Origin of the sequence: Photobacterium frigidiphilum (genome assembly GCF_003025615.1) — a bacterium.
Lineage (GTDB): Bacteria > Pseudomonadota > Gammaproteobacteria > Enterobacterales > Vibrionaceae > Photobacterium > Photobacterium frigidiphilum.
Window position 1 is genome coordinate 60,185 of sequence record NZ_PYMJ01000030.1, and the last position, 23,691, is coordinate 83,875.

23 protein-coding genes and 1 pseudogene are annotated in these 23,691 nt (G+C 42.6%); 8 read left to right on the forward strand and 16 right to left on the reverse strand.

Annotated features, from left to right (window positions below; all coding sequences use genetic code 11):
* Nucleotides 1-2: 2 nt before the first annotated feature.
* On the forward strand, nucleotides 3-764 hold the full coding sequence (locus C9J12_RS22550; protein WP_107244747.1) for an iron ABC transporter ATP-binding protein: 762 nt from the start codon (nucleotides 3-5) through the stop codon (nucleotides 762-764).
* A 156-nt stretch (nucleotides 765-920) separates the two neighbouring features.
* On the opposite strand, the gene C9J12_RS22555 is transcribed toward C9J12_RS22550, so the two are convergent.
* A complete protein-coding gene (locus tag C9J12_RS22555) occupies nucleotides 921-1,679 on the reverse strand; it encodes a sulfite exporter TauE/SafE family protein (protein WP_107244748.1) in 759 nt (252 codons plus the stop codon).
* Nucleotides 1,680-1,736: 57 nt separating this feature from the next.
* Nucleotides 1,737-2,627 carry a TIM barrel protein gene (locus C9J12_RS22560; RefSeq protein WP_107244749.1) on the reverse strand — a complete coding sequence of 297 codons (891 nt, stop codon included), beginning with the start codon at nucleotides 2,625-2,627 and terminating at the stop codon, nucleotides 1,737-1,739.
* Nucleotides 2,628-2,801: 174 nt separating this feature from the next.
* On the opposite strand from C9J12_RS22560, the gene C9J12_RS22565 reads away from it, so the two are divergent.
* Genes C9J12_RS22565 through C9J12_RS22575 form a run of 3 tightly spaced genes read left to right on the forward strand, consistent with a single transcriptional unit; the run spans nucleotide 2,802 to nucleotide 5,367 of the window.
* Nucleotides 2,802-4,013 carry an acetyl-CoA C-acetyltransferase gene (locus tag C9J12_RS22565; RefSeq protein WP_107244750.1) on the forward strand — a complete coding sequence of 404 codons (1,212 nt, stop codon included), beginning with the start codon at nucleotides 2,802-2,804 and terminating at the stop codon, nucleotides 4,011-4,013.
* Between the two features lie 27 nt (nucleotides 4,014-4,040).
* Nucleotides 4,041-4,694, forward strand: coding sequence for a CoA transferase subunit A (locus C9J12_RS22570; protein ID WP_107244751.1), 654 nt, complete (start codon nucleotides 4,041-4,043; stop codon nucleotides 4,692-4,694).
* A gap of 1 nt (nucleotide 4,695) precedes the next feature.
* Nucleotides 4,696-5,367, forward strand: coding sequence for a 3-oxoacid CoA-transferase subunit B (locus tag C9J12_RS22575; protein ID WP_107244752.1), 672 nt, complete (start codon nucleotides 4,696-4,698; stop codon nucleotides 5,365-5,367).
* 85 nt (nucleotides 5,368-5,452) lie between these two features.
* Here C9J12_RS22575 and C9J12_RS22580 read toward each other — a convergent pair whose 3' ends face one another.
* From C9J12_RS22580 to C9J12_RS22595, 4 genes are all read right to left on the reverse strand, one after another.
* Nucleotides 5,453-5,689 carry a DUF2933 domain-containing protein gene (locus C9J12_RS22580; RefSeq protein WP_107244753.1) on the reverse strand — a complete coding sequence of 79 codons (237 nt, stop codon included), beginning with the start codon at nucleotides 5,687-5,689 and terminating at the stop codon, nucleotides 5,453-5,455.
* A 99-nt stretch (nucleotides 5,690-5,788) separates the two neighbouring features.
* Nucleotides 5,789-6,040, reverse strand: a complete 252-nt coding sequence (locus tag C9J12_RS22585; RefSeq protein WP_107244754.1) for a hypothetical protein — start codon at nucleotides 6,038-6,040, stop codon at nucleotides 5,789-5,791.
* Between the two features lie 192 nt (nucleotides 6,041-6,232).
* Nucleotides 6,233-6,631: a hypothetical protein gene (locus tag C9J12_RS22590; RefSeq protein ID WP_107244755.1), complete on the reverse strand. Its 399-nt coding sequence runs from the start codon at nucleotides 6,629-6,631 to the stop codon at nucleotides 6,233-6,235.
* 53 nt (nucleotides 6,632-6,684) lie between these two features.
* Nucleotides 6,685-9,000, reverse strand: a complete 2,316-nt coding sequence (locus C9J12_RS22595) for a cytochrome C (RefSeq protein WP_107244756.1) — start codon at nucleotides 8,998-9,000, stop codon at nucleotides 6,685-6,687.
* A gap of 129 nt (nucleotides 9,001-9,129) precedes the next feature.
* Here C9J12_RS22595 and C9J12_RS22600 point away from each other — a divergent pair, with 129 nt between their 5' ends.
* A complete protein-coding gene (locus tag C9J12_RS22600; RefSeq protein ID WP_107244757.1) occupies nucleotides 9,130-9,801 on the forward strand; it encodes a NapC/NirT family cytochrome c in 672 nt (223 codons plus the stop codon).
* A 70-nt stretch (nucleotides 9,802-9,871) separates the two neighbouring features.
* On the opposite strand, the gene C9J12_RS22605 is transcribed toward C9J12_RS22600, so the two are convergent.
* The 7 genes from C9J12_RS22605 to C9J12_RS22635 all read right to left on the reverse strand — a co-directional run bounded on the left by C9J12_RS22605 (nucleotide 9,872) and on the right by C9J12_RS22635 (nucleotide 16,400).
* A complete protein-coding gene (locus C9J12_RS22605; RefSeq protein ID WP_107244758.1) occupies nucleotides 9,872-11,794 on the reverse strand; it encodes a lysophospholipid acyltransferase family protein in 1,923 nt (640 codons plus the stop codon).
* Nucleotides 11,791-12,342 carry a hypothetical protein gene (locus C9J12_RS22610; RefSeq protein ID WP_107244759.1) on the reverse strand — a complete coding sequence of 184 codons (552 nt, stop codon included), beginning with the start codon at nucleotides 12,340-12,342 and terminating at the stop codon, nucleotides 11,791-11,793. Before C9J12_RS22610 ends, C9J12_RS22605 begins: the two co-directional genes overlap by 4 nt.
* A gap of 167 nt (nucleotides 12,343-12,509) precedes the next feature.
* Nucleotides 12,510-12,965 (reverse strand): YHS domain-containing (seleno)protein, encoded by a 456-nt coding sequence (locus C9J12_RS22615; protein WP_107244760.1) that lies wholly within the window; start codon nucleotides 12,963-12,965, stop codon nucleotides 12,510-12,512.
* Nucleotides 12,966-13,054: 89 nt separating this feature from the next.
* Complete coding sequence (locus C9J12_RS22620) at nucleotides 13,055-13,873, reverse strand: NRDE family protein (protein ID WP_107244761.1); 819 nt, start codon at nucleotides 13,871-13,873, stop codon at nucleotides 13,055-13,057.
* Entirely contained in the window at nucleotides 13,873-14,457 is a 585-nt protein-coding gene (locus C9J12_RS22625) for a DinB family protein (protein WP_107244762.1), read from the reverse strand. The genes C9J12_RS22620 and C9J12_RS22625 overlap by 1 nt, the downstream gene beginning before the upstream one ends.
* A 36-nt stretch (nucleotides 14,458-14,493) precedes the next feature.
* The gene (locus tag C9J12_RS22630; protein WP_107244780.1) at nucleotides 14,494-15,573 is read right to left on the reverse strand and encodes a D-alanine--D-alanine ligase; all 1,080 of its coding nucleotides are present in this window, start codon (nucleotides 15,571-15,573) and stop codon (nucleotides 14,494-14,496) included.
* A 221-nt stretch (nucleotides 15,574-15,794) separates the two neighbouring features.
* Nucleotides 15,795-16,400 (reverse strand): DedA family protein, encoded by a 606-nt coding sequence (locus tag C9J12_RS22635; RefSeq protein ID WP_107244763.1) that lies wholly within the window; start codon nucleotides 16,398-16,400, stop codon nucleotides 15,795-15,797.
* Nucleotides 16,401-17,019: 619 nt separating this feature from the next.
* On the opposite strand from C9J12_RS22635, the gene C9J12_RS22640 reads away from it, so the two are divergent.
* Both C9J12_RS22640 and C9J12_RS22645 read left to right on the forward strand, forming a co-directional pair.
* Nucleotides 17,020-17,676, forward strand: coding sequence for a hypothetical protein (locus C9J12_RS22640; RefSeq protein ID WP_146150102.1), 657 nt, complete (start codon nucleotides 17,020-17,022; stop codon nucleotides 17,674-17,676).
* Nucleotides 17,677-17,748: 72 nt separating this feature from the next.
* Nucleotides 17,749-17,991 (forward strand): hypothetical protein, encoded by a 243-nt coding sequence (locus C9J12_RS22645; protein ID WP_107244765.1) that lies wholly within the window; start codon nucleotides 17,749-17,751, stop codon nucleotides 17,989-17,991.
* A 371-nt stretch (nucleotides 17,992-18,362) separates the two neighbouring features.
* Here C9J12_RS22645 and C9J12_RS22655 read toward each other — a convergent pair whose 3' ends face one another.
* Nucleotides 18,363-18,902, reverse strand: a complete 540-nt coding sequence (locus tag C9J12_RS22655) for a hypothetical protein (RefSeq protein ID WP_107244767.1) — start codon at nucleotides 18,900-18,902, stop codon at nucleotides 18,363-18,365.
* 733 nt (nucleotides 18,903-19,635) lie between these two features.
* On the reverse strand, nucleotides 19,636-21,666 hold the full coding sequence (locus tag C9J12_RS22665; protein WP_107244769.1) for a discoidin domain-containing protein: 2,031 nt from the start codon (nucleotides 21,664-21,666) through the stop codon (nucleotides 19,636-19,638).
* A 701-nt stretch (nucleotides 21,667-22,367) separates the two neighbouring features.
* On the opposite strand from C9J12_RS22665, the gene C9J12_RS22675 reads away from it, so the two are divergent.
* Nucleotides 22,368-23,189, forward strand: a complete 822-nt coding sequence (locus tag C9J12_RS22675) for a hypothetical protein (protein WP_107244771.1) — start codon at nucleotides 22,368-22,370, stop codon at nucleotides 23,187-23,189.
* Here the strand turns inward: C9J12_RS22675 and C9J12_RS22680 are convergent.
* Nucleotides 23,087-23,575 (reverse strand): annotated as a pseudogene (locus C9J12_RS22680) (IS3 family transposase); the annotation flags it as partial. The gene C9J12_RS22675 and the pseudogene C9J12_RS22680 overlap by 103 nt on opposite strands.
* Nucleotides 23,576-23,691 lie beyond the last annotated feature (116 nt).

The window sequence follows — 23,691 nt, forward strand, 5'->3', positions numbered from 1 at the left end:
ACATGATTAAATTAACTGGATTATCAAAAAAATATAACGATACTTTCGTTGTTAGAAATGCCGATGCCTTATTTCCATTAGGAGAAGTCACATCCATTATTGGTCCTAATGGTGCAGGTAAGAGTACCTTGCTATCAATGGCGAGTCGCTTAACAGAAAGCGACGCAGGTGAAGTACTGATTGCAGAAAAGCCCTTATCACAATGGGATACCCAAGCATTATCTAAACGTTTAGCGGTTTTACGTCAGTCTAATAACGTTAACATGCGTTTCACAGTTCGTGAATTAGTGGCTTTTGGGCGATTTCCTCATTGCCAAGGGCGACTTAAAGCTGAAGATAATCATATTATTGATCAAGCGCTTAGCCATTTAGATATTGAGAATATACAAGATAAATTTCTTGATCAACTGAGTGGCGGTCAACGTCAGATGGCTTTTATTGCGATGGTTGTAGCCCAAGACACTGACTATATTTTTCTTGATGAACCCTTAAATAATCTTGATATCAAACACTCGGTCGAGATTATGCAAACACTTCGTAAACTCGCTCACGAGCTAAAAAAAGCCGTGGTGATTGTTATTCACGATATCAACTTTTCGTCTTGTTATTCCGATAATATCGTCGCGATGCGCAGAGGTGAAGTGATTAAAAGTGGCAAAGTACATGATGTAATCCAAAAGAATATCATGGAAGATATCTACAATATTCCGTTTGATATTCAAGAAGTGAACGGTAAACGTATTTGCCTTTATTACGGTAGCTAATTGTCACGCTTGTTCAGCGTAATAGCGGTTGTATTAAGCTTAGAGAATATACAAACGAAAAAGCCCTCAAGCTAAGCTTTGAGGGCAATATTGAGCACTAAGACTACAATGTATTACTTCTTTATTCTTCCATCATTTAAGTGACGTACTTACGCGTTAGAACGCAAGCCCATCCCAAAATAATTTACTGCCAGATAAAAAGAGAAAGAAATAACACAATTTATATATCAAATCTTGGCTAACACGGTGCAATATATTAATCCCTAATTTTACGCCAACTGGGGCTAGCGGCATTAATATGAACGCAGTTAATAAATTGGTTTGATCAAACTCGCCAAGTAATGTGTAAGGCACTAATTTAAATAAATTGATAATGCCAAATAGTACAGCCATGGTCGCAACAAGCACGACTTTATCAAGCTTTAACGGTAATAAATAAATACTAGCGGGGCCGCCACCAGCATGAATAGCAGTACTCGAAAAACCACTCAGTACACTCCAAAACCAAGCCGTTATTACACCCGATATCACACCCGGTTTTTTCTTTACTTTGTGGCTAGAGGCAATGTACTGCAAACAAAACAAGAGTGATAACCCACCGATTAACAATTTCAATCCCGCTTCCGGCGTAACACTCAGAAATAAACCAGCGAGTACAACACCTACTACTGCACCGGGTAGCATTAATTTGATCTGAGCATAATCTGCATGTCGGTAATGCTCTTTTATCGCAAAGACATCCATTAAACATAAGATGGGTAAAAGAATCGCGGCAGCTTGAGTGGGGGCAATCGTTAATGCCATTAATGGCACGGCAATAATACCTAATGCACCGCCCAAACCACCTTTACCGATCCCATAGATTAATACTGCAGGAATTGCAGTGGCATAAAACCAAGGATCGGAAACGATCATATAATTTATCCATCTACGATCATAAATATAAAAGAGCTGTTTCTTAACAGATCAACCCTAGCCAAAACCTCTTTTCGCTAAATACTTACGACTGCGCTTTATATCAGGTAGCGTTGTAGAAGAATTACGGGGATCGCGCTCTTGCTCTATGGTTATCCACCCTGTGTAACCAATTTCAGTCAGCACTTGTTGAACTGCATCATAATCGACGGCACCTTCGCCAATTGGGCACATCACCCCATCAGCACATGCTTGCCAAAAACCAACCCGAGATTCGATAACACTGTGCAATACAGCATCATTTACGTCTTTAAAGTGCACGTAATCTAAACGGTTAGCATACTGCTTCAAGCTTTTAGCTGGGTCCATTCCTGCATAATATAAGTGACCTGTATCAAGGCATAGCCCCACTTCATCATGAGTCAGATCTGCCAGCATACGGTCGACTTCATCTTCATATTCGATATAGCCACCTGCATGGGGGTGAACAACCGCACGAATATCAAATGCTTTAGCAATCGCACTAATCTGGCGAATGGTATTCATCATCACCGACCACTTACTATTTTCTAACCGTGGCGCTAAATCGCTTAACCCTGCAAACTGGCTACGCACATCATTAACACAATCGATAACAACCAATTTATCGGTACCGATTTTTTGTAATAAAGCACACAGCGTTTTTGTTTTGTTGAGTATGTCAGTTTGGCTATCGATATCAGATAACGGTTCGAAAATCGTTCCTGCGCAAATCTCAAGCTCTTTCATAAATAAAGCCGTATTCACTGAATCGGCATCTAACGGCACAAAACCATATGGCCCTAGCTCTAATCCTGCAAAGCCAGCTTCATTTGTTTCATGTAATACATGCAGCCAATCTGGATTATGAGGATTACCAGCCGATTCCACGCCCCAACAGCAAGGTGCACACGCAATCATATAACTCATGTTCTACTCCTTTTATATACAGGAATTTTTAACTCTTTCTACTATACGGACTTTTCCTATCGTGGCGGTTTGCATTTTTGCAAACCGGGTTTGATCTAATGGCGATAACACCCAAATCAAACATCCTTTTACACTGAATCTGTATTCGATAATCCATGAAAACAGGATGAAGTTATGGAACCCATTTACATCGTAGCGGCAAAGCGTACTCCTATTGGCAGTTTTAACGGCTCTCTAGCCCCTGTATCGGCACCTGAACTGGGGGCCATTGCCATTCGCGGCGCATTGAATCAGTGCCAACTTGATCCCACGCTTATCGATGAAGTGATTGTGGGTAACGTATTAAGTGCCAGCATTGGCATGGGGCCAGGCAGACAAGCAGCAATCGCCGCAGGTATTCCCGACACGGTGCCCGCTTATACCCTTAACATGATTTGCGGTAGCGGCATGAAAACCGTCATGGATGCGGCTAGCCATATCCGTTCAGGTGATGCTGAAATCATTGTGGCATGTGGTATGGAAAACATGTCTCAAGCCCCTTTTTTGCAGTCTTATCAAATGCGTGCTGGCGTTCGAATGGGCAACCAAACCATTGAAGACAGTATTATTAAAGACGGGCTAACCGATGTATTTAATCAATATCACATGGGTATTACTGCTGAAAATATCGCAGAAAAACTCAATATATCGCGAAAAGAACAAGATGCCTTTGCCCTCTTTAGCCAAAAAAATGCAGCAATAGCACTAGAAAGTCATGGCTTTAAATCTGAAATAGAACCCGTAAATGTGACTCACCGTCGCCAGCAAAATTGCGTTGTAACCGACGAGTATCCGAAGACGAATACCACAGCAGAATCACTCGCTAACTTACGTCCAGCCTTCAAGAAAGACGGAACAGTTACAGCAGGTAATGCATCAGGTATCAATGATGGTGCAGCGGCGATTATTCTGGCGTCTAAATCAGCGCTTGAACGTTACCAATTAACACCTATTGCTGAAATTGTGGGTTACGGCCAAGCCGGTGTTTCACCTGACGTGATGGGGCTAGGACCAGTACCCGCTATTGCGAATGTACTCGATAAAACCCAATTATCGCTGAGTAATATTGAATACTTTGAATTAAATGAAGCTTTTGCGGCGCAAGCACTTGGCGTGGTTAAACAATTAGCCGAACAACACGATGTCGACCAACAATGGATATTGGATCGCACCAATCATAACGGTGGTGCCATCGCACTTGGGCATCCGTTAGGTGCATCAGGCAACCGTATTCTCGTTAGCCTTATCTATGAATTAGAACGTCAAAACAAAGAGTATGGATTGGCATCGCTATGTATTGGCGGTGGCATGGGAACAGCCGTTATCGTTCGTCGTTGCTCGAAATAAGCCTAAAAATGTAAGAAGGAACACAACATGAAAAAAATGATTTCAGCAGAAGCTATCGCCAGCAAACTCTATGACGGCATGACAATCATGATCGGGGGGTTCATGGCAAATGGCGCCCCTGAAGGCTTAATTGATATTTTACTTGCACATAACATCAAAGATATCACCTTGATCACCACCGATACTGGCACCCCAATTACAGGTTCAGGTCGACTTATTTCAGAACGCCGTATCAAGAAACTGTATGCATCACATGTTGGTACCAACCCAGAAACAGGGAGCCAGATGAATGCGGGTGAACTCGATGTTGAGTTAGTACCACAAGGTACATTAGCCGAAAGAATTCGGGCGGGAGGCGCAGGTCTCGGTGGCATTCTAACACCAACAGGCTTAGGCACGCTCGTTGCGGAAAACAAACAAGTTATTACAGTAGATGGTGAAGATTTCTTATTAGAAAAGCCCCTTCGTGCTGATTTAGCCTTTATTCGAGGTTCTATTGTCGATACCAAAGGCAATGTATTTTACAAAAAGACTACGCAGAATTTCAACCCATTAATGGCAACCGCGGCCGACTTAGTCATAGTCGAAGCCGAAAAGCTCGTCGATGTGGGTCAGATAGAACCAGAGTGCGTTCATACTCCGGGTTTGTTCGTTGATTATGTTTATCAGGGAGGAAAATAATATGGCGCTAGATAAACATCAAATTCGTCGCAATATCGCATGGCGTGTGGCACAAGAGCTGAACGATGGTGATGTGGTTAATTTAGGCATCGGCATGCCGTCTCTTGTTGCCAACGAAATTGATTGTGATATCGAACTGATTCTACAATCTGAAAACGGGCTACTCGGCATTGCTAGCTTAGCTGATATTACCAATACCGACCCTGATTTGGTTAACGCAGGCGGACAGCCCATTACCGCAGCAGCAGGCGCGAGCTACTTCAATAGTGCCGACTCATTTGCGATTATTCGTGGTGGTCATGTTGATGTCACCGTTTTGGGTGCATTGCAGGTCGATGAACAAGGTAATTTAGCTAACTGGATTATACCGGGCAAGATGGTTCCCGGCATGGGTGGCGCGATGGATCTTGTGGTGGGTGCAAAGAAAGTGATTGTATCGATGGAGCACACAGCGAAAGGCAAACATAAACTATTGAACCACTGCACATTGCCGCTAACAGCCACCCATCAAGTTAATATGATCATCACTGAAATGGGCGTTATCGAGATAACACCAGAAGGGATGCTATTAACAGAAATCGCCCCAGAATATACGATAGAAGAGGTTCAACTGGCCACCGAAGCCACGTTAATCATTGCTGAAAACTTAAGAGTCATCGTCTTCCCTGAATAAGACTCCAAATAACGACGGTCTAGAGCGCATGTGAATGCTACCGATAATTATAAGAAAGTTAGTCAACGCTGATAGCTTTCTTTTTCTATTCTCGCTCGGTATCTTTAAGCTGGTCGCCATCGTCTTGTGTTTTGTCTTTCTTATCGTTACAGCCCATCATTTTCATCATCATGAACATCATTGCACCACAGAAAATCAACTGTATGGCTATTCCGCTAACAGCAGCAAGCGTAAAGTTACCAATAAAAAGAAAGTACGCTACCGGTATTCCTAAACACAGTGCACAGAGTATTTTACATAGCTTTTTAGTGTTCATTTTCATGGCGATAATAACCTTTATATTATTGATTTATTAATTTGCTTGTACTTTCATATTCACTTGGAGTTTATTTCTGCTGCTATGCGTTGTTAGTTGCCCGTGCTAGCAGTCCATTTGTCCCATCATTTTCACGCCTGAGCTTTTAATGGTTGTCATTACCTTAGAGTGCATATCTTCACCGACCAATCTCTGTGGGACGACAACATCCATAGCCGCTTGTGGTATATCATTTATCTCTACAACACCCCATACACCGCCTTTCTGCGGCATAACGTCGATGATTAGAAAATTCGCAAAAGCTAAACCTACTAATACCGAGACTCCCAAGAGGAACATTGTAATTGTCTGGTTCATAACGTTACCTTCTTAGGCGTTATTAGCTGAATCTCTCGATGGTATGGAAAGAGCTTAAAGCTTCCAGTTACTAGAAGGTCAAGAGCAAGGTATAAAATAAAAAGCACGCCCTTATAACGTAAAAAAGACCACCTACTGGCAGCCTTTCTATGATTTACACATCGGATCTTATGGTGAACAAATCAACGTTGTCTATTCAGACTGGTTGGTTCCACATCCATATTTTTCTTGGAAAAACGCCAACATACCACTCGCTAAAGAGTTCTGGTGCTTCGCTTTATTCTGATAATACCAATAGACGAAATCCCATCTAAGTTTGTCTAACCAATTGAGCTCTTGTGATATACAAATATTATCCGTTTTACTTGCAACAAGAGCTTGAGCATATCCTGCGAGATACAACTCACACCAGACCTCATATTCTGCACCATCTCTGGCATCAGCCTCGCCTTCAAGACAAATTTCAGCAAACTCTTGAAAGTTCAAATGACCATTTTTATGAATAGACTCTGCATTTAGCCCAGAACTCAGCGACAACAAAATAGTCAGACTTAATGCTTGAAACCACGAAAAAAACACTTTAACTTTCATAATTCCTACTCAGTTAGCAAACAATCGTCCTTTGCCATACATTATTGAATCCGTTACTCGGCCTTCGCCTCAATTGCTTCTTGTACAGCCTTCTGGTGTTGCTCATTATTCAAGAATCCTGGCTGAGAAACTTTGTTCCAAAACTCTTTATCTTGCTGTTTGTTATGGCAGCCTAGGCAAGTACCGGAACGTTCCATTTTGTCACGCATCTCTTTGGGCAGCGGACCAGCCAATGGCCAGTGAGAACCAACACTAACGATCTGACCTTCGTCACGATCGACGATCTTCGAAAGATCATGCTCGAGTTCAGGGATGGGTTGAATCTGAACTTTGGCTTCTTTTGGAATAACCTTACCTTGAGCATCTTTGAGATCAGCATAGTATGGCTTATTAATATTACTCATATACTCGCCATCACTAATACCGTAACCCAATGTTTTAGGATCGCTATGGCAAGATTCACAATCTCTGGATTTCCGCCCAATGGTATGGGGCTGCACAGGAGAGTGATCTAATCCATTACCTTCAGGTGTACCCCAAATTTTGTTATGAACAACGGTATTTCCATCCTTGTCGATAACGGTCGTTATCACCTGACACCCTGGCATTAATGGGGTTACCCGACCCTCGCCATTAATACCCAATATTGGTGTTTCCCAACGTAAGTACGAACGCGTTTCTGAAACCTTACCAGCCGATTTCAATCCTTTCGAACCTAATACGGCATCTGGTGTTAGGCCATCTTTGCCCACCGAATTCACATTCGCAATCCAGTCTGCATCTTGTTTTCCTTCAGAGTAATCAACGGTTATATGGCAGCCATAACATTGAGGAGCCCAATTGGCATGACAGGCGTAACACTCCATACCTTCCATATGCTTATCAATGGCCATTTTTGCTACTTTGGCTGAAGGATCTTTCCAAGTATCGGTGTCTGCAATTTGTTTTAATACCGGCACATTGAAATCTAAACCAGTAGCAGAGTGCACCACCACCTTATCGCCATCTTTAACGACATTACCGAGTGGGTTCCCCCTTGCTGACAGCAAGTAACCATCACGTTTTTCATAAACTGTCGCCACCTTCATGAACTTCGGTAGTTTATGGGCTAAACCTCGTGCTTTATCATCGAGTTTACCGCCGAACTCTTCGCCATAACCTAACGGTAATTCCCAAGGAAACTGACTTGGTGTGCCGTGACAATCTGAACACTCAATTTCAACCTGCGCCAGTGTTGTACCAGGAATATTGCCATCACCATGCATATCAATAGAAGTATGACAATCCTGACATAGAAGCCCACCAGAAGGGTTGCCTTCTCGGCTTGGGATCTGGTGATGCACATCAGCTTCAATTTCAGTGTAATATTTTCCATGCAGGCTTTCTTGCTTACCACCCGTTGGGGTATACGGGCTTCCATAAGGGAACTCCATTATCCCATTAAAGCTTGGGCCAACCCGCTTTCCGCGATTATGGCAACTACGGCATGTTTCAGAAGGTATTCCCGACCACGTGAGCCCATTATGGGTGATCTTTGATTTACGTGTTGCCTGCATTTTGTGAACAAGTAGTTTCCCCGGCAGCGTTTTATCTATTGTGGGATCGTCCCCCTCATATAAACCTTCAACGCCATAAGGAACATGACATGATGAACAGCCTGTACCACGGAAATCACCGCGTCTTTGTGAACCACTAACGCCAACATGGCAACGCTGACATTGCTGTCGAGAATAGGTTACACCAGCAAGATTTGGGTGGTCGGGAATATCATCAACATTTACATCTTGAACTTGTGATAATTCAGTGGGAAATTGATCCGGGTGCTGTTCAGCAAGACGGGTCATATATTTTTTATATGCTGGTGTACCTATATTTGGAACAGGGCCATCTTCATCTTTAATATCATAATTCCCCAAATTAGAATTATGATCATTAACTATTCCCCAGCTCCAAAGGTTGCCTTGTAATTTACCGGCTTCAGTACCCATGAGCGATTTTTTTACTCGATCGACATATCCAGCATGGCATAGACCACAGGTTTTATCGGCTATCCAAATACTGCCGGGATCAGGGTAAAAATGCTGAGCGCCCCCTAATTCAACCAGTAATTCTGGGGAGCCAGCGTGCGCTTTTTCTTTATCTTTAGCTGTTGGGTCTCCCCCATGACAGACTGTACACCCTTGCTTATCAAAGGTTTTTGATATTGCAGTAATAGCCAGAGTCATCGGCCCTTCAGAAAAATCGGCTATCCCTTCATGGCAGCTTAAACAGCCAGTTAATTGACCAGTATTACTTGCATTAACATAAGGTAAAGAGAGAATTAGAATAAATAAAAAGCAACGCATAGCCCTATCGATAAGCTGAAACATAGTCGCTCCCGAATACTTTCGATAACAAATAACAACTTCATTTAATATTATACTAGAATCAAAATACTGCCTGAATATTACTTGTTTTCGATTAATCGTTGAAAACTAATTTATGTTGTCGGGGCTCAAATGAAATTCAAGTTATTACCCGCAAAGCTTTGGTCACTACCAAAAAAATGGTGGTTATTTGGAATTCCCATTGGTGGAATAATTACCTTTTTCGTCGGTATTATTTTCTGGGGTGGTTTTAATACCGCAATGGAAATGACCAATACAACAGCCTTTTGCGCCACTAGTTGCCATGAAATGCGGCAAGCTGTTGTTCCTGAATGGCAAAGAAGTGTGCATTATACAAATCGAAGCGGTGTGCAGGCTGGTTGTCCTGATTGCCACGTGCCAGAACCATGGGTCGATAAAATGATACGCAAGATGCAAGCCTCTATGGAGCTTTATCACAAGATGGTAGGCACAATCGATAATATGGAGAAGTTTGAAGAACACCGTCTTACTATGGCGCGTCGTGTATGGAAGGCGATGCAGAAAACCGATTCTCGCGAATGCCGAAATTGCCACCAATTACAGCATATGAACCCTGACGTACAACAAAAAATGAAGCACGAGTTCTTGTACGGTACGGCACGTACTTGTATAGATTGCCATCGAGGTATCGCACACCAGCTGCCTCAAGGCTTGTTTCCCGATGAAGTGCCCATGGTCACCCCACCCGATCTCAACCTAGATCTACCACCGCTTGATAGTGATGACTTGCTAAAACACATCAAAGACATAAGTAATAATTAATCAATACCAAATGCCAAGGAAGGCTGACACCAACCAGCCCTATTGTGGATTCTTCTGGGTGATGTAGCCCTTACGAAGGAGGTTGGTTGGCAATGTTATGCGTAGCCAAATACGCTTTAGCTTGCTCACGCCCCATGTATTTACCCAAGGTTTTTTCGGGTACTTGCGCCAAGTTCACCACAATCAAACCATCTAAAGCATCATTAAATGCAGGATCGACATTGAAGCACACCAACTTACCTTTCAAACCAAGATACTGACGCAGTAATACTGGCAAACCCCGACCTTGTTCTAATCGGCTTAACACTTTTGATAACAGCTGCACATCACCTAACGCAGACAGCATATCGGTATGCCAGAAGGCCTGTCCATCGCCTTTCAATGGTGTAGTGGCATTCACTAACACCGCTTTGTCGTTGTCATAATGATGAACGGCTAAGGTAGATACCATAAGCTGACGCGCCACCAAACTGTAGTCATTACTAATGCTGACAGGGCCAAACAAATGGGTGTACTGCGGGTGACGAGAAACAAACGTCGCGATGCCTTTCCATAACAGTAGTAAAGCACTTAAACTACGCTGATACGGCGCGGCGACCACAGAACGCCCCAACTCTATCGATGTACCTAACTGATTGATAAACGCTTCATCGTAATTAAACAAGCTACGCGAATATAAACCGTCGATACCTTGTTTCTCGACCAACTCATCCACCAGCCCCATACGATAAGCACCCACCAACTCGTGACGGGTGTTATGCCATACAATAAGTTGGTGATAATGCGGATCATAGTCATCCACATCGCACGCAAATCCAGTGCCCTCACCCACCGCACGAAAGCTGATTTCACGTACTCGTCCTATTTCTTGCATCATCATTGGAATCACAGCAGATCGCACGCAGTACACATCGAAATCCCCTTGTGTTAACAGGTGACAACTCGGCTCAAGCAAATCCATTTCAGCTTGCAACACAGCAGGGGGAGTAGCCGCAATCACGGGTTCACCAGCGATTTCAGTCTCTGACTCACAAGCGACGGATCCATGAGCCTTAGATTCGTGGGCAATAGATTCGTAGGCTGTAGATTCATGGGTAGTGGATTCATGAGGCGTTGGGTTATTGATTAATGGCTGAGTATTGTCACTGCTTTGTAACGGATTATTCGCACTCAATAAATAGGTATTGAGTCGCAGGTAATTCACGATTTTCTGGTCGCGATCTAACACTTTCAATTCAGAAAAAGGAATTGCATCACCAATGGCGATCGACATGGTTTGATTGTGCTTATTCAGCAACTCACGCCCCAGCAACAAGGTACGCAGCATAGGGTGAATAGTTCCAGCCCTGTAAAAGGTTTTACTATTGTGACCGTCAATAAAAATCGGCACTGTGGTCGCTTGGCTACGTTTAACCAATTTAGCCACCGAGCGACTCCATGCTTTGTCGATCAAGCGGTGTGGCATAGCCTGCACGTCTTCGGCAGAATCTGACGCAGCTTGATAGCTCGACACTTCGCCTGCTGGAAAAATCAGTAGTAATCCCCCTTCGGCCAAATGCTGATGAGCTTCTCGCATTGCTTTTATATTGGCTTTAATCGCCTCTTTGCCTTCAAACACATCTACCGCAATAAACAACTCGCTGATTTCAGGTAAACGCTTTAAATAATGATTCGCCAACACTTTAATGTCATTACGTACATGCCCCAGTAATTCTGCCAGCATCACGCCTTCTATCGCGCCCAGCGGATGATTCGCCACCACAACCGTTGCGCCATTTTTCGGAACATTCTCTAAACTTCCTTTAGTAACTTGATACTCAATACCCAGCACATCGAGGGTATAGCGCATGAAAGCATGAGCACTTAACCCTGCTGGTCGCTGCTGATATAGCGCATCAAGTTGGTTTAACCCTGTTGCCCATTCTGCAACAGATTCACCTAAACCAAAGGGGGTTACGCGCGGTAAACGAAACGGACTGCTTTGCGGATTCATACGGCACCTCCATTTTCGGTATCAGTACCACCAGAATGCCCCTGTAGTTTTTGTGGCAAACGATTTAGAAAGCGATGCAGAAAATAATGTACAAAACCTTGTGGCTGACGACTATCACGCACAACAAGTACAACGGCCGATAGCCAAATCAAACACGCCATGCCAAACAGCAAACCGCCGTCTGTGCCTATCATCTGCCCTGCTGCATTAAATTCTGGCATCACAATACCCAGCGGCGTAAACAGGTGGAAAAATATCGCGCCAGTCATAATTCCTATCGCCATCAAAGCGCCAACACCATGAAAGCGAGTAAACAGCAGTACAGCCGCAATCAACTCTGCTGTACCAATAAAATAACCGCCATACGCACCAAACCATGTAAAGCCAGACCACCCCGCCAAGGTGCCAAAAATAAATTGGGTTTCGTACGAGTTCGTGAATTTAAAAAACAGCGATTGCACGAAGATAAAAGCAATAAAAAGTGAGAGCCCACCCGCTAACGATAATAATGCAGGGCGTGAATTAGCTGTCGTTGTTGTTATATTCATAAAGTAATCCTTCTCTTTTTTAGGCATATACGTATCCCTCGCCCCGTGTCGGCACGGCGATTAATAAATGAGGGATGGGTAGCGCGTTTTTCTGAACTTTCATTTATAAACGTTAACTTATGAGTTCTGGTTTATAAGTTCTATTTACGCGCTTTTATTTATAGTTGTTAATTAGCTAACAGTGTCGGCCAGTTTTTATCACCCTTTACGATAAAGCCTGAAATATCTTGTTCCCAACGTTGTTTAATTGTCTTGTCGTAGTTGAGGTACAATTTAGCCACATTGTTGGTGTCTTTTACGATAGTCCATTGCTGGGGATCGCCCGGTGCACGGTCGTTCTTAGCCGCTACAGCCCAAGCGCAGAATCCACCGTATTGCGGGGCATATTTATCTGGGTTCTTCACAAACAGATCACGATTTTGTTTAGATGAAAAATACCAATCTGCGCCTTTATATTCAGTAATGTAGGCGCTGTTCCCTTTTACAGGTTTACCCTCGGTGAAATAGGCCACCGTGTCGTAGCCGTCTAAGGCTTTATTGCTAAATAATCCGGTATAAATAGCGTCGCCTGCGAATACAGATCCACTGACTAATAATAAAAGTAATCCCATTAATGCTTTCATGTCTTCCCTTTCCTTTTGCTCATCACCATTCTGCCTATAACAGAACGTCATGTTTTTCGAATGTTATTTCAAGTACTGTTTTAAATGTTCTAAATAATGAGTTCTGCTGGTGTAGTAATCATCTTCCTGACTAATAAGAACGAGGATATCGGGTTTTTATTGCCATTTATTTCTCTTTTTTCACAGTTTTTGTCTGCACAGAGCGATCCCGCATGATAATTCATGGTTAATAACTGCGGGCTTACTTCAATGTGCGTAAAGCTAACGGTATGCGCATCGTCGCGGTGCATACAGGCAGAAAGGTGGCTATGGCATGCATTGCGCTTAAATGCTAACGATTCATCTCTTTGCACATGGCTGGCATGAAACGCACGCAGCGATTCAGCCGTCAGCCCGTGTTCAATATAGCGCAGGTATTCACCTTGGCGGTGCGCTGTCACATTGTGCAAATCTACCCCTGATGACACCATCGGTGCTTGCGGTGTGATCGTCGAAAGCGAAATACCGTTCCAACACACACCCAGCACTTCGCCGTGTGACTGTGTTAACGCCGGATCAAACAGCATTAAACTGAAAGGCGCATAATGCAGTAAAGGCACGGTATCCAGCGTAGCTAATGCTTCATGTGCAGTGCGGCAATTGGCGAGCTGTTTAATCAGTAAACCACGACTTATTAGTGGTTGTTGCGGCATTTTACCTTGATAAAAATTCAACAAACACAACGATAAGCCGTGCTCGTTCATCGCTATCCAGCTGCCTCCCCCTACCGGATCCACCGGCATCACAAATTCAGTGCCCGTGTTATCGAAGCGGGTTGGCGGCAAAGCTTCTGGTCGGCCTTTTTGCTCGTCACGGTTAAAATAAATTTGATAACCCGAGGATGTTAACATCCATGTTGCCGTACACATTAGGCTTGCCCTCGTAAATAACTCGCTGTCGCGGGGGCAATACCAAAATCAGCACTAACGTCGGCATTACAATATAATGCCGACACGCGAATTAGCGCATAATGATGGATCGCATGTGCTGCTACAAAAATCAATTCACGCGCCATACTCGACGTTAACTGCTCAGAATATTGTTGATGCAATGACACCTCGGTTTTTACTTCAACATGACGGTAAATATCACCACTGCGCAAAGCCAGCAACCATTGTTTAATGTGTTCAAATTCGCGTAAAGCTGTTGTGCGGCATGCCTCAACAGGCGAACCACGGCGACGAAAATCATAGTCAATGATCCCCGTTTTTTGTTCATTCATCAGCGAGTAATACAAATCAAGACTATGGCGAAAATGCTCACCAATACTGCTGTTTACATACGGAATGGCCACATGTTGATAATCGTCGTCACTCAAGGTGTCTAATAACGCAATGCCTTGTTCAATCACATCCACATTGCCTGTTACACAAGAATCTAATACATGTACATCCGATGCCAAAGGCGAAATACTGGGGTTAACGTGCGTTGCTGAACTAGCTGGTATTGTCATAATTACCTCTTCTTATTCATTAAATTACAACGAGATTTAATCTGTCGCGGGATAATGCTCAATCAAGGCTTTCTCGGCACGCCACGCTTTATACAATGCCCATAGCGAGGGTGTTTTATGGCCCGCTTTACGTTGCAAATCACCTATTTCATACAAGGTGCGATACTGAACCAACAAGGTGCTAAAGATGTCTTTCAGAGGCGTATTCCGATCCCAAATATGGGCGGCTTCACTGCTGGCTCCGTTTATCTCAAGAATAGTCAGTTTTTCACCCTTCATCAGACTTTTAATGTCATGAAATTTCACATCTAACCGACCAAAATGAAAACCCGGTAAATCATCAAAAATATGATCAAGACGCTCAGCTAACTGTTCAGTGATGTATTTATTACCATTACGGAAAATACACCCTCGGCTGTGACTGCCCGCAAACGCCAAACGGAACTGGCACCCTTCAGTTAGCACCCAGTCCAATTTGTCTCGATGGCGCGGTAAATACAGGTGACTAAGCTGCCCTGCTCGGGGATCGTTTTTAATCAATTGCGCTAACGTGCTCGTACCATCGCCAACCACAAACGGGGTGTATTTCAAGGTAATAGACGTTACACGGCCTTTTTTCTCGCCGGGGTAACGAATATAAAACACCCCTGCTTCGGCATCGTAAGGCGCTTTTTCTTGCAATAAATAACGGGCACCCAGCGGGAAAGTGTATATGTATTCCAGCACTCCTGCTTCGCTATCGAGCAATTGCACGCCCACACCACGGCACCCCATATCCGGTTTCGCGACGATAGGAAAATCGATGCCTTCTTCTTGCATCGCCAACAGCGCATCGTTCAACTGCATTGATTCAGGCATATCGGTACGCGTTAATGTAACAAACGGCGATATCCATTTTTTTGCCTCTGAACCCGCCAAAGACAAAATGTCATGCTTTGATTCACCGACCATGCCACTAAGTGCAATACTCGGATTTGCAATTAACGGTAGCGCAAAATTACGATATTTCACCCCATGCCACAGACTTTGCATCACCACTGGCGTATAGAAAAACCATGCTGGCCAGAACTCGTAACGCGACACACTCACACCCGTGTCGGGTTCCATTTCTGGCATGCCAATATTCACAGGACTAACTGATTCAATGATCGACAACTGCGGAGGATGCGAAGCCGCTCGTTCTGAAATATGCTCAGCCGTAAGAGGCTCTGATGAAATAGGTGGATACTGTAATATTGACTTAACTGTCATGGCTTTTTGCCTCTTCCCTAAAATTAAATATGCTTATCGTTATAAGTGTTATTACGATAACTGTTTCTTGTGTAGCCAAGTAACAACTATGAAAATGACGGCCGCTTTAATGGCCGCTGTAACTGGTGTTTAACCGTGCGGTTCGAGATAAGCAATATCAGCCCCGCAATCGGAATTAACCACCATTTGTATGCGCTGGTTTGTACCCACGCTTGGCTGCCAAGCTGATAAACCAAGGTAAACACCACGCTAGTCCATACTGCGGTGGCGGCAAGTACTGCGGTCAAAAATCGTAATGGGTGTACACGGAAAATGCCGCACAAGGCATAGCCCAAGGTACGTAAGCCTGGAATAAAGCGAATAATGAAAATATTGGCTGCAGTATTACGTTGTAACCGAAGGCGTACACTGCGCATACTTTGGTTGGTTAGTATCGCGTAACGAAAGCCTCGCCAATGTGCCGACCACGCCCCAAGGTAATACAAGGCTAAATCGCCCGTCGCAATCCCTGCAAAAACAGCTAATACCGCAAGCGGCAACGACAAAGAACCATTAGCAGCGAGCACGGCAGCCGCAACAATCGCGACATCTTCCAGTAAGTACGACATCAGAATAATGGCGAAAAATAAGGTAAACGGTGCATCCCCTGCCCCAATTTGATAAACCCAATTCACGATCGCCTGTTCTGTCATCTGACTGCTCCTGCTTATTCACTTTTCATCCGTAATTCCAACGGCCTTATCTACAAGACCTACGCGCCAAGTAAAAAATTTCGTTTTAATTAAAAAATTTATCTAAATAAGGGATTTAAGGCAGTTACCCTGAGCACTGCGTTATTGGTATTGCGGACATGATCTGAATATTTCAATGAGGCTGTACTTAGCGCACCATGTTTGATTGGTGCCATGACGCAGCCATATAGGCCACTCTATATATACTAATTTTTCGGCATAACTCACTGGTCGAAACGCTGTCGACTCAAAAACCCGCATTAACTTCCCTTTACACTGCCAAGCTAATTTCTCTCTTAACTCAATATATAAAGATATGATCTTATGCGATTAACCTTCAAATCATAACAAATTTGAATTGATAGCATGATCAATATCATAGGCATTGATGTTAGCAGTAACTCACAGGCCTGTTTTGTATAATTTACAATACATTACGAGCTAGAATATTCGTCAGTGAGCGAACATATTATTCCAAGTATCGCGCTATGTCGGCCTTAAGTGGTTGTGCTATTACTGTGAAATATACAACCTTAGATCGTTAAATATAATGTTAGTGTTATTAAGAGAGCTTATCGATATGTTTAGAAAAACCGTTGTTGGTTCATTTTTGTATGCGAAGTACTACAAAGAAGCATTATTTCTGGCAACTATTTTACCTATAACTATTTCATTAGTTTTGGAGTTTGCCTTTAGTTACATTAACAGCCAGCCTCTTCATTATTTGAATAACGTTTTTCTCACCGTTTTGAATGCAATTGTTGCTATAAATGTTCATAAAATCGTTCTGCATGGTGTAGATTCTGTACCTAAATGGGGAAGGTTTAAGTTTGGTAAAGTTGAGATCTGGTTTATTGGCCACTACATTTGCTTGACGGCTGCATTTATAGCGATAACGTTTATGACTCGTTTTTTAGGTTTAGCAGTAATTATAATTATAGTGGCTTTTGGTGTAGTAGCGTGTCGCCTATCTCTTGTGTTTCCAGCAATTGCTATAGGTAAAGGTGTTTCCTTTCCGTATGCATGGCACCTAAGTTCAGGGAAAACACTATATATGTTTAGTGTGGTTGCAATATTTCCTATTACTTTGAGTTTAGTCCTAGTGCCATTACAAACATTTGGAATACCACAAGTGGTGACTAGTATCCTGAGTTATTTGGTTACTATTATCACAGTAACGTCACTTTCGTTAGCGTACAAGTTGCTAACTGAAGGTGAATTAAGCCAAAGAAACTAACAGGACGCTCAAACAGACTCATTACATTCGGTGAATTTGGTCTAACTATCTCTAGTTTAAAAGGAAATCATAATGCAGAAGTACCAATATCGCTTGTATTGTTCTGAATGTGAAAAGGTTACTCCACACGATGAAATCGAGCCTGAACGTTTCGAGCCTAAAGATATAGGTTCATCAAATATCTATCTAAAAGCAATGAACATGGTGATTGGCCTGTTTACAGAAATGTTAAGTACTTCAGCGCAAACTAGCCATTATAAATGTTCAAAGTGTGGCAATGAATTTGAAGGTTACGAGGATACTTCTCCATTTTAAGTAATTGGTTATTGTTTTTGAAATCAGGCTAAAATTTAAATTTAGTGGTAGTTGCACGAGGATGTGGCATCGAGCAACGAAGTTCAAGTTCAATGTTCAATGTTCAATGTTCAATGTTCAATGTTCAATGTTCAATGTTCAATGTTCAATGTTCAATGTTATGGCGCCACTTATGGTGGCGCTCAGCTACTTTTTGTTCTCTTGTAGTTTGGATAGTTTGTGGGAGTAATATGCATTTTGTCCAAAAGAAACTAAGAACAGGAAATAGAACAATCCTGTTCTTGTTGTATTATCTGATTCTTCCCAATACCACATAACGAAAGAGAATAGGACGACATAAAAAGCGATCTTGACTAGCCAATTTATCATTATTAGTAATGCCTTGAAGTGTTAATAGTTGTACGATTATTCAGCTCTGTTTGTGCTTTTTTAAGTTCTTTTTTATTGATGTAAACACAACCCCAAATAACAAGCATTATCCAGTTCTGTTTACCCATACGTTTTTGAGACCAGATGTTCTTTATGAAATCTTTTCCACCTAATGCTGAAACTCCAACGCCTACATATCCGGCCACCGAATCGATAGATGAATGAAATTCAATGTCGCTTTGTAACTCTTGAGTGTTAAGCGACCATACTCCCCACTGTGGATTAACGAATGTGGTATCCAAAGTTTTTGAAATTAAAGTACCCATTAAAGCTTTGTTCTGAACCGCGCGCATCATTGTCATAGCTTCAATTCTTTGTTGCCGATTTAAATGTCTATATAGAATCATTGCTGATAAGGCTTCGATTTCTTGTGTGCCAGCATTAGTCAGAAGATTGCGGGGTATTGATGTGACTTTGGCTAAGAACTGTAATTGTGATTTGGGTTTTCTTGGCAAAGTGTAAGGAACTGAATTGCTATGCATGTGTCTTTCTTCTAACTATCAGGGATTTCTGTGCATATTAACCATACTGATGTCGTTGCATAATTAGTGTTGGATAGAAATTCGAGTGAGGGATCAGACTGATGAGAAAATGAGAGCTCATTTGAAGTAATAGTGTGAAATTGTTCGAATAAATGTGGCGCCAACTATAAAAACATCAAGTTGACACGTTTTACTCCGCAGTTTTGGTCTGAAGTCCAGTGTACTTGGTGAGTTAGCCGTGGTGCAACTTATGTTAGACGTTATAAGCTTCTATCTTTGTCGGCTATTTCAAAGTATGTGCAATTAATTGCTTGTAGCCTATACGAAATTTCTATTTATATTATTTTCCTATGAAAAAACATTCACGTAGTAAGTCCATAGTAATTATTTCAGCAATATTCTTGGTACTTGGGTTTGCATTGTTCAAACTTGACGTATTGGGCTTAGTTCCGATTTTTGTCATCATAATCTCATTCTTCATGCTAGTGGTTCATGGTTTGCTCCACTTGTCAGGCCGTAAGGATGGAGATGTATTTGAAGCGTACCAAGAAGCAGCAAAGACGAGAGGAATAGCACTAGAAGCTGGTTTGAGAAATAAAAATGACTAGCTAGAAATCTAAATACTTAGAGTACACTTATAGTAAATGCGGCAACAAAGCCACAAGAGAACAATACCGTTCACGTTAAGTAAACGGTATTTGGCTTATCGCTGGCTTTCTCAGTTTAAATTGTCTTACCAGATAGAATCCGCTTTCCAGTTGTCACGACTTTGCCAAGCAAGGCCATAGCGAATCATTTCTAATCCCACATCGTCTTTCAGTGTTACACGTAACTGGTAGTTACCTGCTTCCAACCCTGAATTGATAAAGATATGTTCGACATTGTTCGCCGTGTCATCGCTTGTTGCTACAAGCTGTTCGCCTTGTGCGTCGATTCGGTAAAGCGCGAGTGACAAGTCGGCCATGTGGCTGGTGTACTCCACATTTTCAACTGTCAATTTCCGGTTCCAGGTCAGTATGGTTGAAAACTCTGGGGTATTTTCTGCCAAGGTGAAGTGGTAACTCATTTCGCTGCCGTTACCACTGATTTCGGTGGTATCCCAACCGGTTTCTTTTTGGTTAGCGGCCTCCGCTTGCTGTTTACCGGCATCAAATATCTGGTAGCTGTTACCTTGGTCAAACTGGCCAGCGCCAAACACCCTGTCAAGCGGCTTACTCGGAATGTTATTCCAAACATAAGGAACCAAAGGGCTATCTTCGATTGATGGATCGGCCTGCTTGGTTAAGCCTTGTTTATGTGCGCCAGCCATAATGATGGCTTTTGCCGCTTCCGGATGATTGATATCGGCAAGGTGGGGGTTATGTACCGCAACAGAGAGCATTTTGCTGACAAAAGACGCGACTGAAGGAACCGCCCAACTACTAGAATTAGTGCCATTATTTGTGGTAGTCACGACATCGGGTTTGAAGCGCTCCCCTGCTTCGCTATCGACTTCTGCAACGGTAGAGTAATTTTTTCCTGCGGTAGGTGTTCCTACCACAATGGCATTGTAGTAATTACCGCCAATAGTGGCGTTAGTATCGGTGTAGCTTCCTGGTTGGGCGCTAATGGCGAGAATATCGAGTGAATCAAAAATGAAATCACCTACCCGTACGCCGTGAACGTAAGATTTACGAGCAATGCTCGTTGGATTGGCGACGGCCATCGCCATTATATCTGGCGTATTGCTGTTAAATATATCGTTGGCAAATTGTTCCAGAGGCTGATTTTGATATTCGATATTACGGCTCCGGAATTGGTAAGAGGAGACTGCATATTTGTCAGCGTTAATTTGGCAGCCTTGAACAAAGCGGTATGAATTCCAATCATCCTCCTCAAGACAGCCATAGAGAATATTGGATACTGTGTTTGAATGATTGCTGCCATTTGCATCTAGGCCTCCAGATATTCCGGGATAATCTGGCAAGCCGCTGTCCATTTGCAGAATTTTTACACTTTGATCGCCAGTTACAACCGCACCTTCCAGCTGGTCATAGAGTTTCAATTGACCGTTATACGTCAGGGCGTAATCCAAGCCTATATACCAACTATGGGATCCTTGTCTGGATTGTTCATACCAAGGGCGTTCGAACTCGTAGGTAGCAACACTGCTTATGTCAGTCACTGGCGGGGTTGGTTCACATGCTTCGGCTTCGAACAGCTCAATCTCACTGACGCCAATCGCTTTGCTGTTAGAGGGAAAGTAGAAACGGTAGTAGGTGTAATCAGCTATTTTTTCAGCGGTTATAGCAAAAGTAATTTTGTCTCTACTTGCTGTAAATTCGACACCTTGTTGCTCGTCTAGAGTGACCCAATCGGTGCCGTTAACACTGGCTTGGAACTGCCAGTGTTCAGGGGCCATATTCTGGTGGGCAGGTTTTACTGTATATCCAGAGATGCGCTTGGGCTGCGGGAAAGTTTGTGCCAACCATTCGTTTTCTTGGTTTTGGGGCCGCCAGTAGGTATTTTCTGCCCAATGCGGCGAGCTGCTAGCGATGTTATCAAACGCTTTCGCTGCCATATCAGGGAAGTATTCATATTTGTCTGTATACACCCAAGCGTTTGAACTGCTGGTTGCATAGATTTGCTGGCTAATATCTACCTTATTACCAGTGTCAGGGTTAGGGCTGCCCGCATTATCACAAGTCGTCGCGATGGCATGTGTTGATATCGCAAGCGAGATAGCGGCAGCAACTGCCGTAATAACAATCTTTTTATTATTCATTATTTATAATCCCTTACTTTAAATGCCGAAATGGCATTGTCCCTTCACTTTGTAAGGTTAGTGGGTGTGGCACGTCAACCAAACAGATTCTTGATTTTTAGTTCTATTCTTTGATCTTTTGTCCAACTATTCATGCAATCCCCCTCCCCTGCGTCGGCTTTGTTGAATTGTCTAGATACATCTGTTGGTCTAGTTGATTGAAAAATTAACGGGCTTTCATCTGTCGATTTTGTCGCAGAATTTAGTCTAATTACACGCACGTAAAAATCATCGACCACAGCCTACACCAGCGAGTCTGCCCCTTGCTCTCACATCTAATTTCCATCTTAAACATTGACATAATGCAGTGCTAACGCGTTGGAATGGCAGCTGTTAATAATCACTTTCTCTGGTATTCCATATTGACCGATGGCCTTTTAGAAAAAGGTTCTAGCCGCTTTTACTATTAACCAAACCGATAAATGCCTGGTTTCGAGCGGTTAACTGTCAAATTATAATGAATCAGAATTGATAACATGATCAACATCATATGCGCCGATATTAGCAATAACTTTTGGATACATCTCGTATCATTTTCTAGACATTACGAGCTAAAATGCCCTATAACGTATGGTCTTTGGCTATAAGTATCATTTTTACCACTTAAAGTCAGATACTTAACATAGCGTACATGTTACGCATCGTAAATTGAGGTTGGTGATTTGTTAGTTAAGTATTATGGTGAAATTTCTTATAAAAAGACAAAAACGCTAGTTCCTCGCTACACTTTTTTAGAGGATGGTCTTTTTAGGTTTACTCAACCTATTTTTCTCAATGATAAAAATGAAACGAAATTTTACCCTTACTTCAATCAATTCTCTCCAGTTGATATTGCTTGGGCAAAGAAAAAATATTTACAAGGGCAATTTAACAATAAAGAGAAAGTTCCTTCTGTAGAAATGCTTGAAAACATGTATTTAAAGCCAACTGGAGTAAGGTTTGGTGAATCTTTTCCATTTATGGTTGAAGACCAAACTGGGTTTAAAACAATCGATGATTATGATGAATACCAGTTTAAAACTATGGTTGGTAAGCTCAATCAAGTGATTGTAGAAGCTTTAAGTTGTAATATTGGTGTATTTTCTTTATCTAAGAATGTCACAAACAAATTAATGTGGACTCACTACGGTAGCGATGGCAGAGGTATTGCAGTTAGCTTCAAAGAAGATCACCCTTATTTTCTATTCAATCAAGCTAAGAATGTAAGTTACGCACCAGAAGATAGAGCGTCATATACATATTATAAAGGTGACATAAGACTGAATGGCGAGCCTGTTGATAGCCTTAACATAAAGCAAACTAGTCCAGAAGGTATTTTTAATGCGTTAATATCTAATGGTGTTAATGTTCATGATTTAGTTGAAAGGTTAATATGTAGTGGTCAAGGAAAACTGGCCTGTGCTTTAGAGCTTTCATTAAATAATCGCTCTGATTCATTTGGTGTTAAACCACCATTATATTGGTGCGGCCTAATCTTGCTGTAATAACCAATAATATATTGAGTTATGTCTTTCTTAGCATCTGCAAAATGTTCATATCCTGTTGTTGGTACCCACTCGGTCTTTAAGCTTCGAAAGAAGCGTTCCATAGGGCTATTATCCCAACAATTACCACGTCGGCTCATACTTTGTTCTATTTGATTGCGCCAAAGTAATTGCCGATATTTGATGCTTGTATAATGACTACCTTGATCACTATGGAACAGGATATTTTTAGGGTGTTCACGTAGCTCAACAGCCATTGATAATGCTTTACCTGTCAATTGTGTATCAGGCGATAATGACATTGCCCAACCTATAGGTTTTCTTGCGAACAAGTCCATGACTACCGCTAAATAAGCCCAACGCGTTCCTATCCAAAGTAGAGTAAGAGACAGAGCGTAGTCGAACTATTTCTCTGCCTCTCCTCACCGAACCGCACGTGCACCTTTCAGCGCATGCGGCTCTCCACTTAACCGTGGCCAACGGCCATCGCAACATCAGTGTA

Excerpts from the sequence above, each read along its gene's own strand:
- C9J12_RS22620 (WP_107244761.1), bottom strand. The coding sequence starts at position 13,873 with ATGTGTACGGCAACATGGATGTTAACATCCTCGGGTTATCAAATTTAT.
- C9J12_RS22590 (WP_107244755.1), bottom strand. The coding sequence starts at position 6,631 with ATGAAAGTTAAAGTGTTTTTTTCGTGGTTTCAAGCATTAAGTCTGACT.
- C9J12_RS22615 (WP_107244760.1), bottom strand. The coding sequence starts at position 12,965 with ATGAAAGCATTAATGGGATTACTTTTATTATTAGTCAGTGGATCTGTA.
- C9J12_RS22560 (WP_107244749.1), bottom strand. The coding sequence starts at position 2,627 with ATGAGTTATATGATTGCGTGTGCACCTTGCTGTTGGGGCGTGGAATCG.
- C9J12_RS22605 (WP_107244758.1), bottom strand. The coding sequence starts at position 11,794 with ATGAATCCGCAAAGCAGTCCGTTTCGTTTACCGCGCGTAACCCCCTTT.
- C9J12_RS22580 (WP_107244753.1), bottom strand. The coding sequence starts at position 5,689 with ATGAAAATGAACACTAAAAAGCTATGTAAAATACTCTGTGCACTGTGT.
- C9J12_RS22565 (WP_107244750.1), top strand. The coding sequence starts at position 2,802 with ATGGAACCCATTTACATCGTAGCGGCAAAGCGTACTCCTATTGGCAGT.
- C9J12_RS22550 (WP_107244747.1), top strand. The coding sequence starts at position 3 with ATGATTAAATTAACTGGATTATCAAAAAAATATAACGATACTTTCGTT.
- C9J12_RS22555 (WP_107244748.1), bottom strand. The coding sequence starts at position 1,679 with ATGATCGTTTCCGATCCTTGGTTTTATGCCACTGCAATTCCTGCAGTA.
- C9J12_RS22665 (WP_107244769.1), bottom strand. The coding sequence starts at position 21,666 with ATGAATAATAAAAAGATTGTTATTACGGCAGTTGCTGCCGCTATCTCG.
- C9J12_RS22610 (WP_107244759.1), bottom strand. The coding sequence starts at position 12,342 with ATGAATATAACAACAACGACAGCTAATTCACGCCCTGCATTATTATCG.
- C9J12_RS22625 (WP_107244762.1), bottom strand. The coding sequence starts at position 14,457 with ATGACAATACCAGCTAGTTCAGCAACGCACGTTAACCCCAGTATTTCG.
- C9J12_RS22640 (WP_146150102.1), top strand. The coding sequence starts at position 17,020 with ATGTTTAGAAAAACCGTTGTTGGTTCATTTTTGTATGCGAAGTACTAC.
- C9J12_RS22595 (WP_107244756.1), bottom strand. The coding sequence starts at position 9,000 with ATGTTTCAGCTTATCGATAGGGCTATGCGTTGCTTTTTATTTATTCTA.
- C9J12_RS22630 (WP_107244780.1), bottom strand. The coding sequence starts at position 15,573 with ATGCCAGAAATGGAACCCGACACGGGTGTGAGTGTGTCGCGTTACGAG.
- C9J12_RS22600 (WP_107244757.1), top strand. The coding sequence starts at position 9,130 with ATGAAATTCAAGTTATTACCCGCAAAGCTTTGGTCACTACCAAAAAAA.
- C9J12_RS22655 (WP_107244767.1), bottom strand. The coding sequence starts at position 18,902 with ATGCATAGCAATTCAGTTCCTTACACTTTGCCAAGAAAACCCAAATCA.
- C9J12_RS22635 (WP_107244763.1), bottom strand. The coding sequence starts at position 16,400 with ATGACAGAACAGGCGATCGTGAATTGGGTTTATCAAATTGGGGCAGGG.
- C9J12_RS22575 (WP_107244752.1), top strand. The coding sequence starts at position 4,696 with ATGGCGCTAGATAAACATCAAATTCGTCGCAATATCGCATGGCGTGTG.
- C9J12_RS22585 (WP_107244754.1), bottom strand. The coding sequence starts at position 6,040 with ATGAACCAGACAATTACAATGTTCCTCTTGGGAGTCTCGGTATTAGTA.
- C9J12_RS22645 (WP_107244765.1), top strand. The coding sequence starts at position 17,749 with ATGCAGAAGTACCAATATCGCTTGTATTGTTCTGAATGTGAAAAGGTT.
- C9J12_RS22570 (WP_107244751.1), top strand. The coding sequence starts at position 4,041 with ATGAAAAAAATGATTTCAGCAGAAGCTATCGCCAGCAAACTCTATGAC.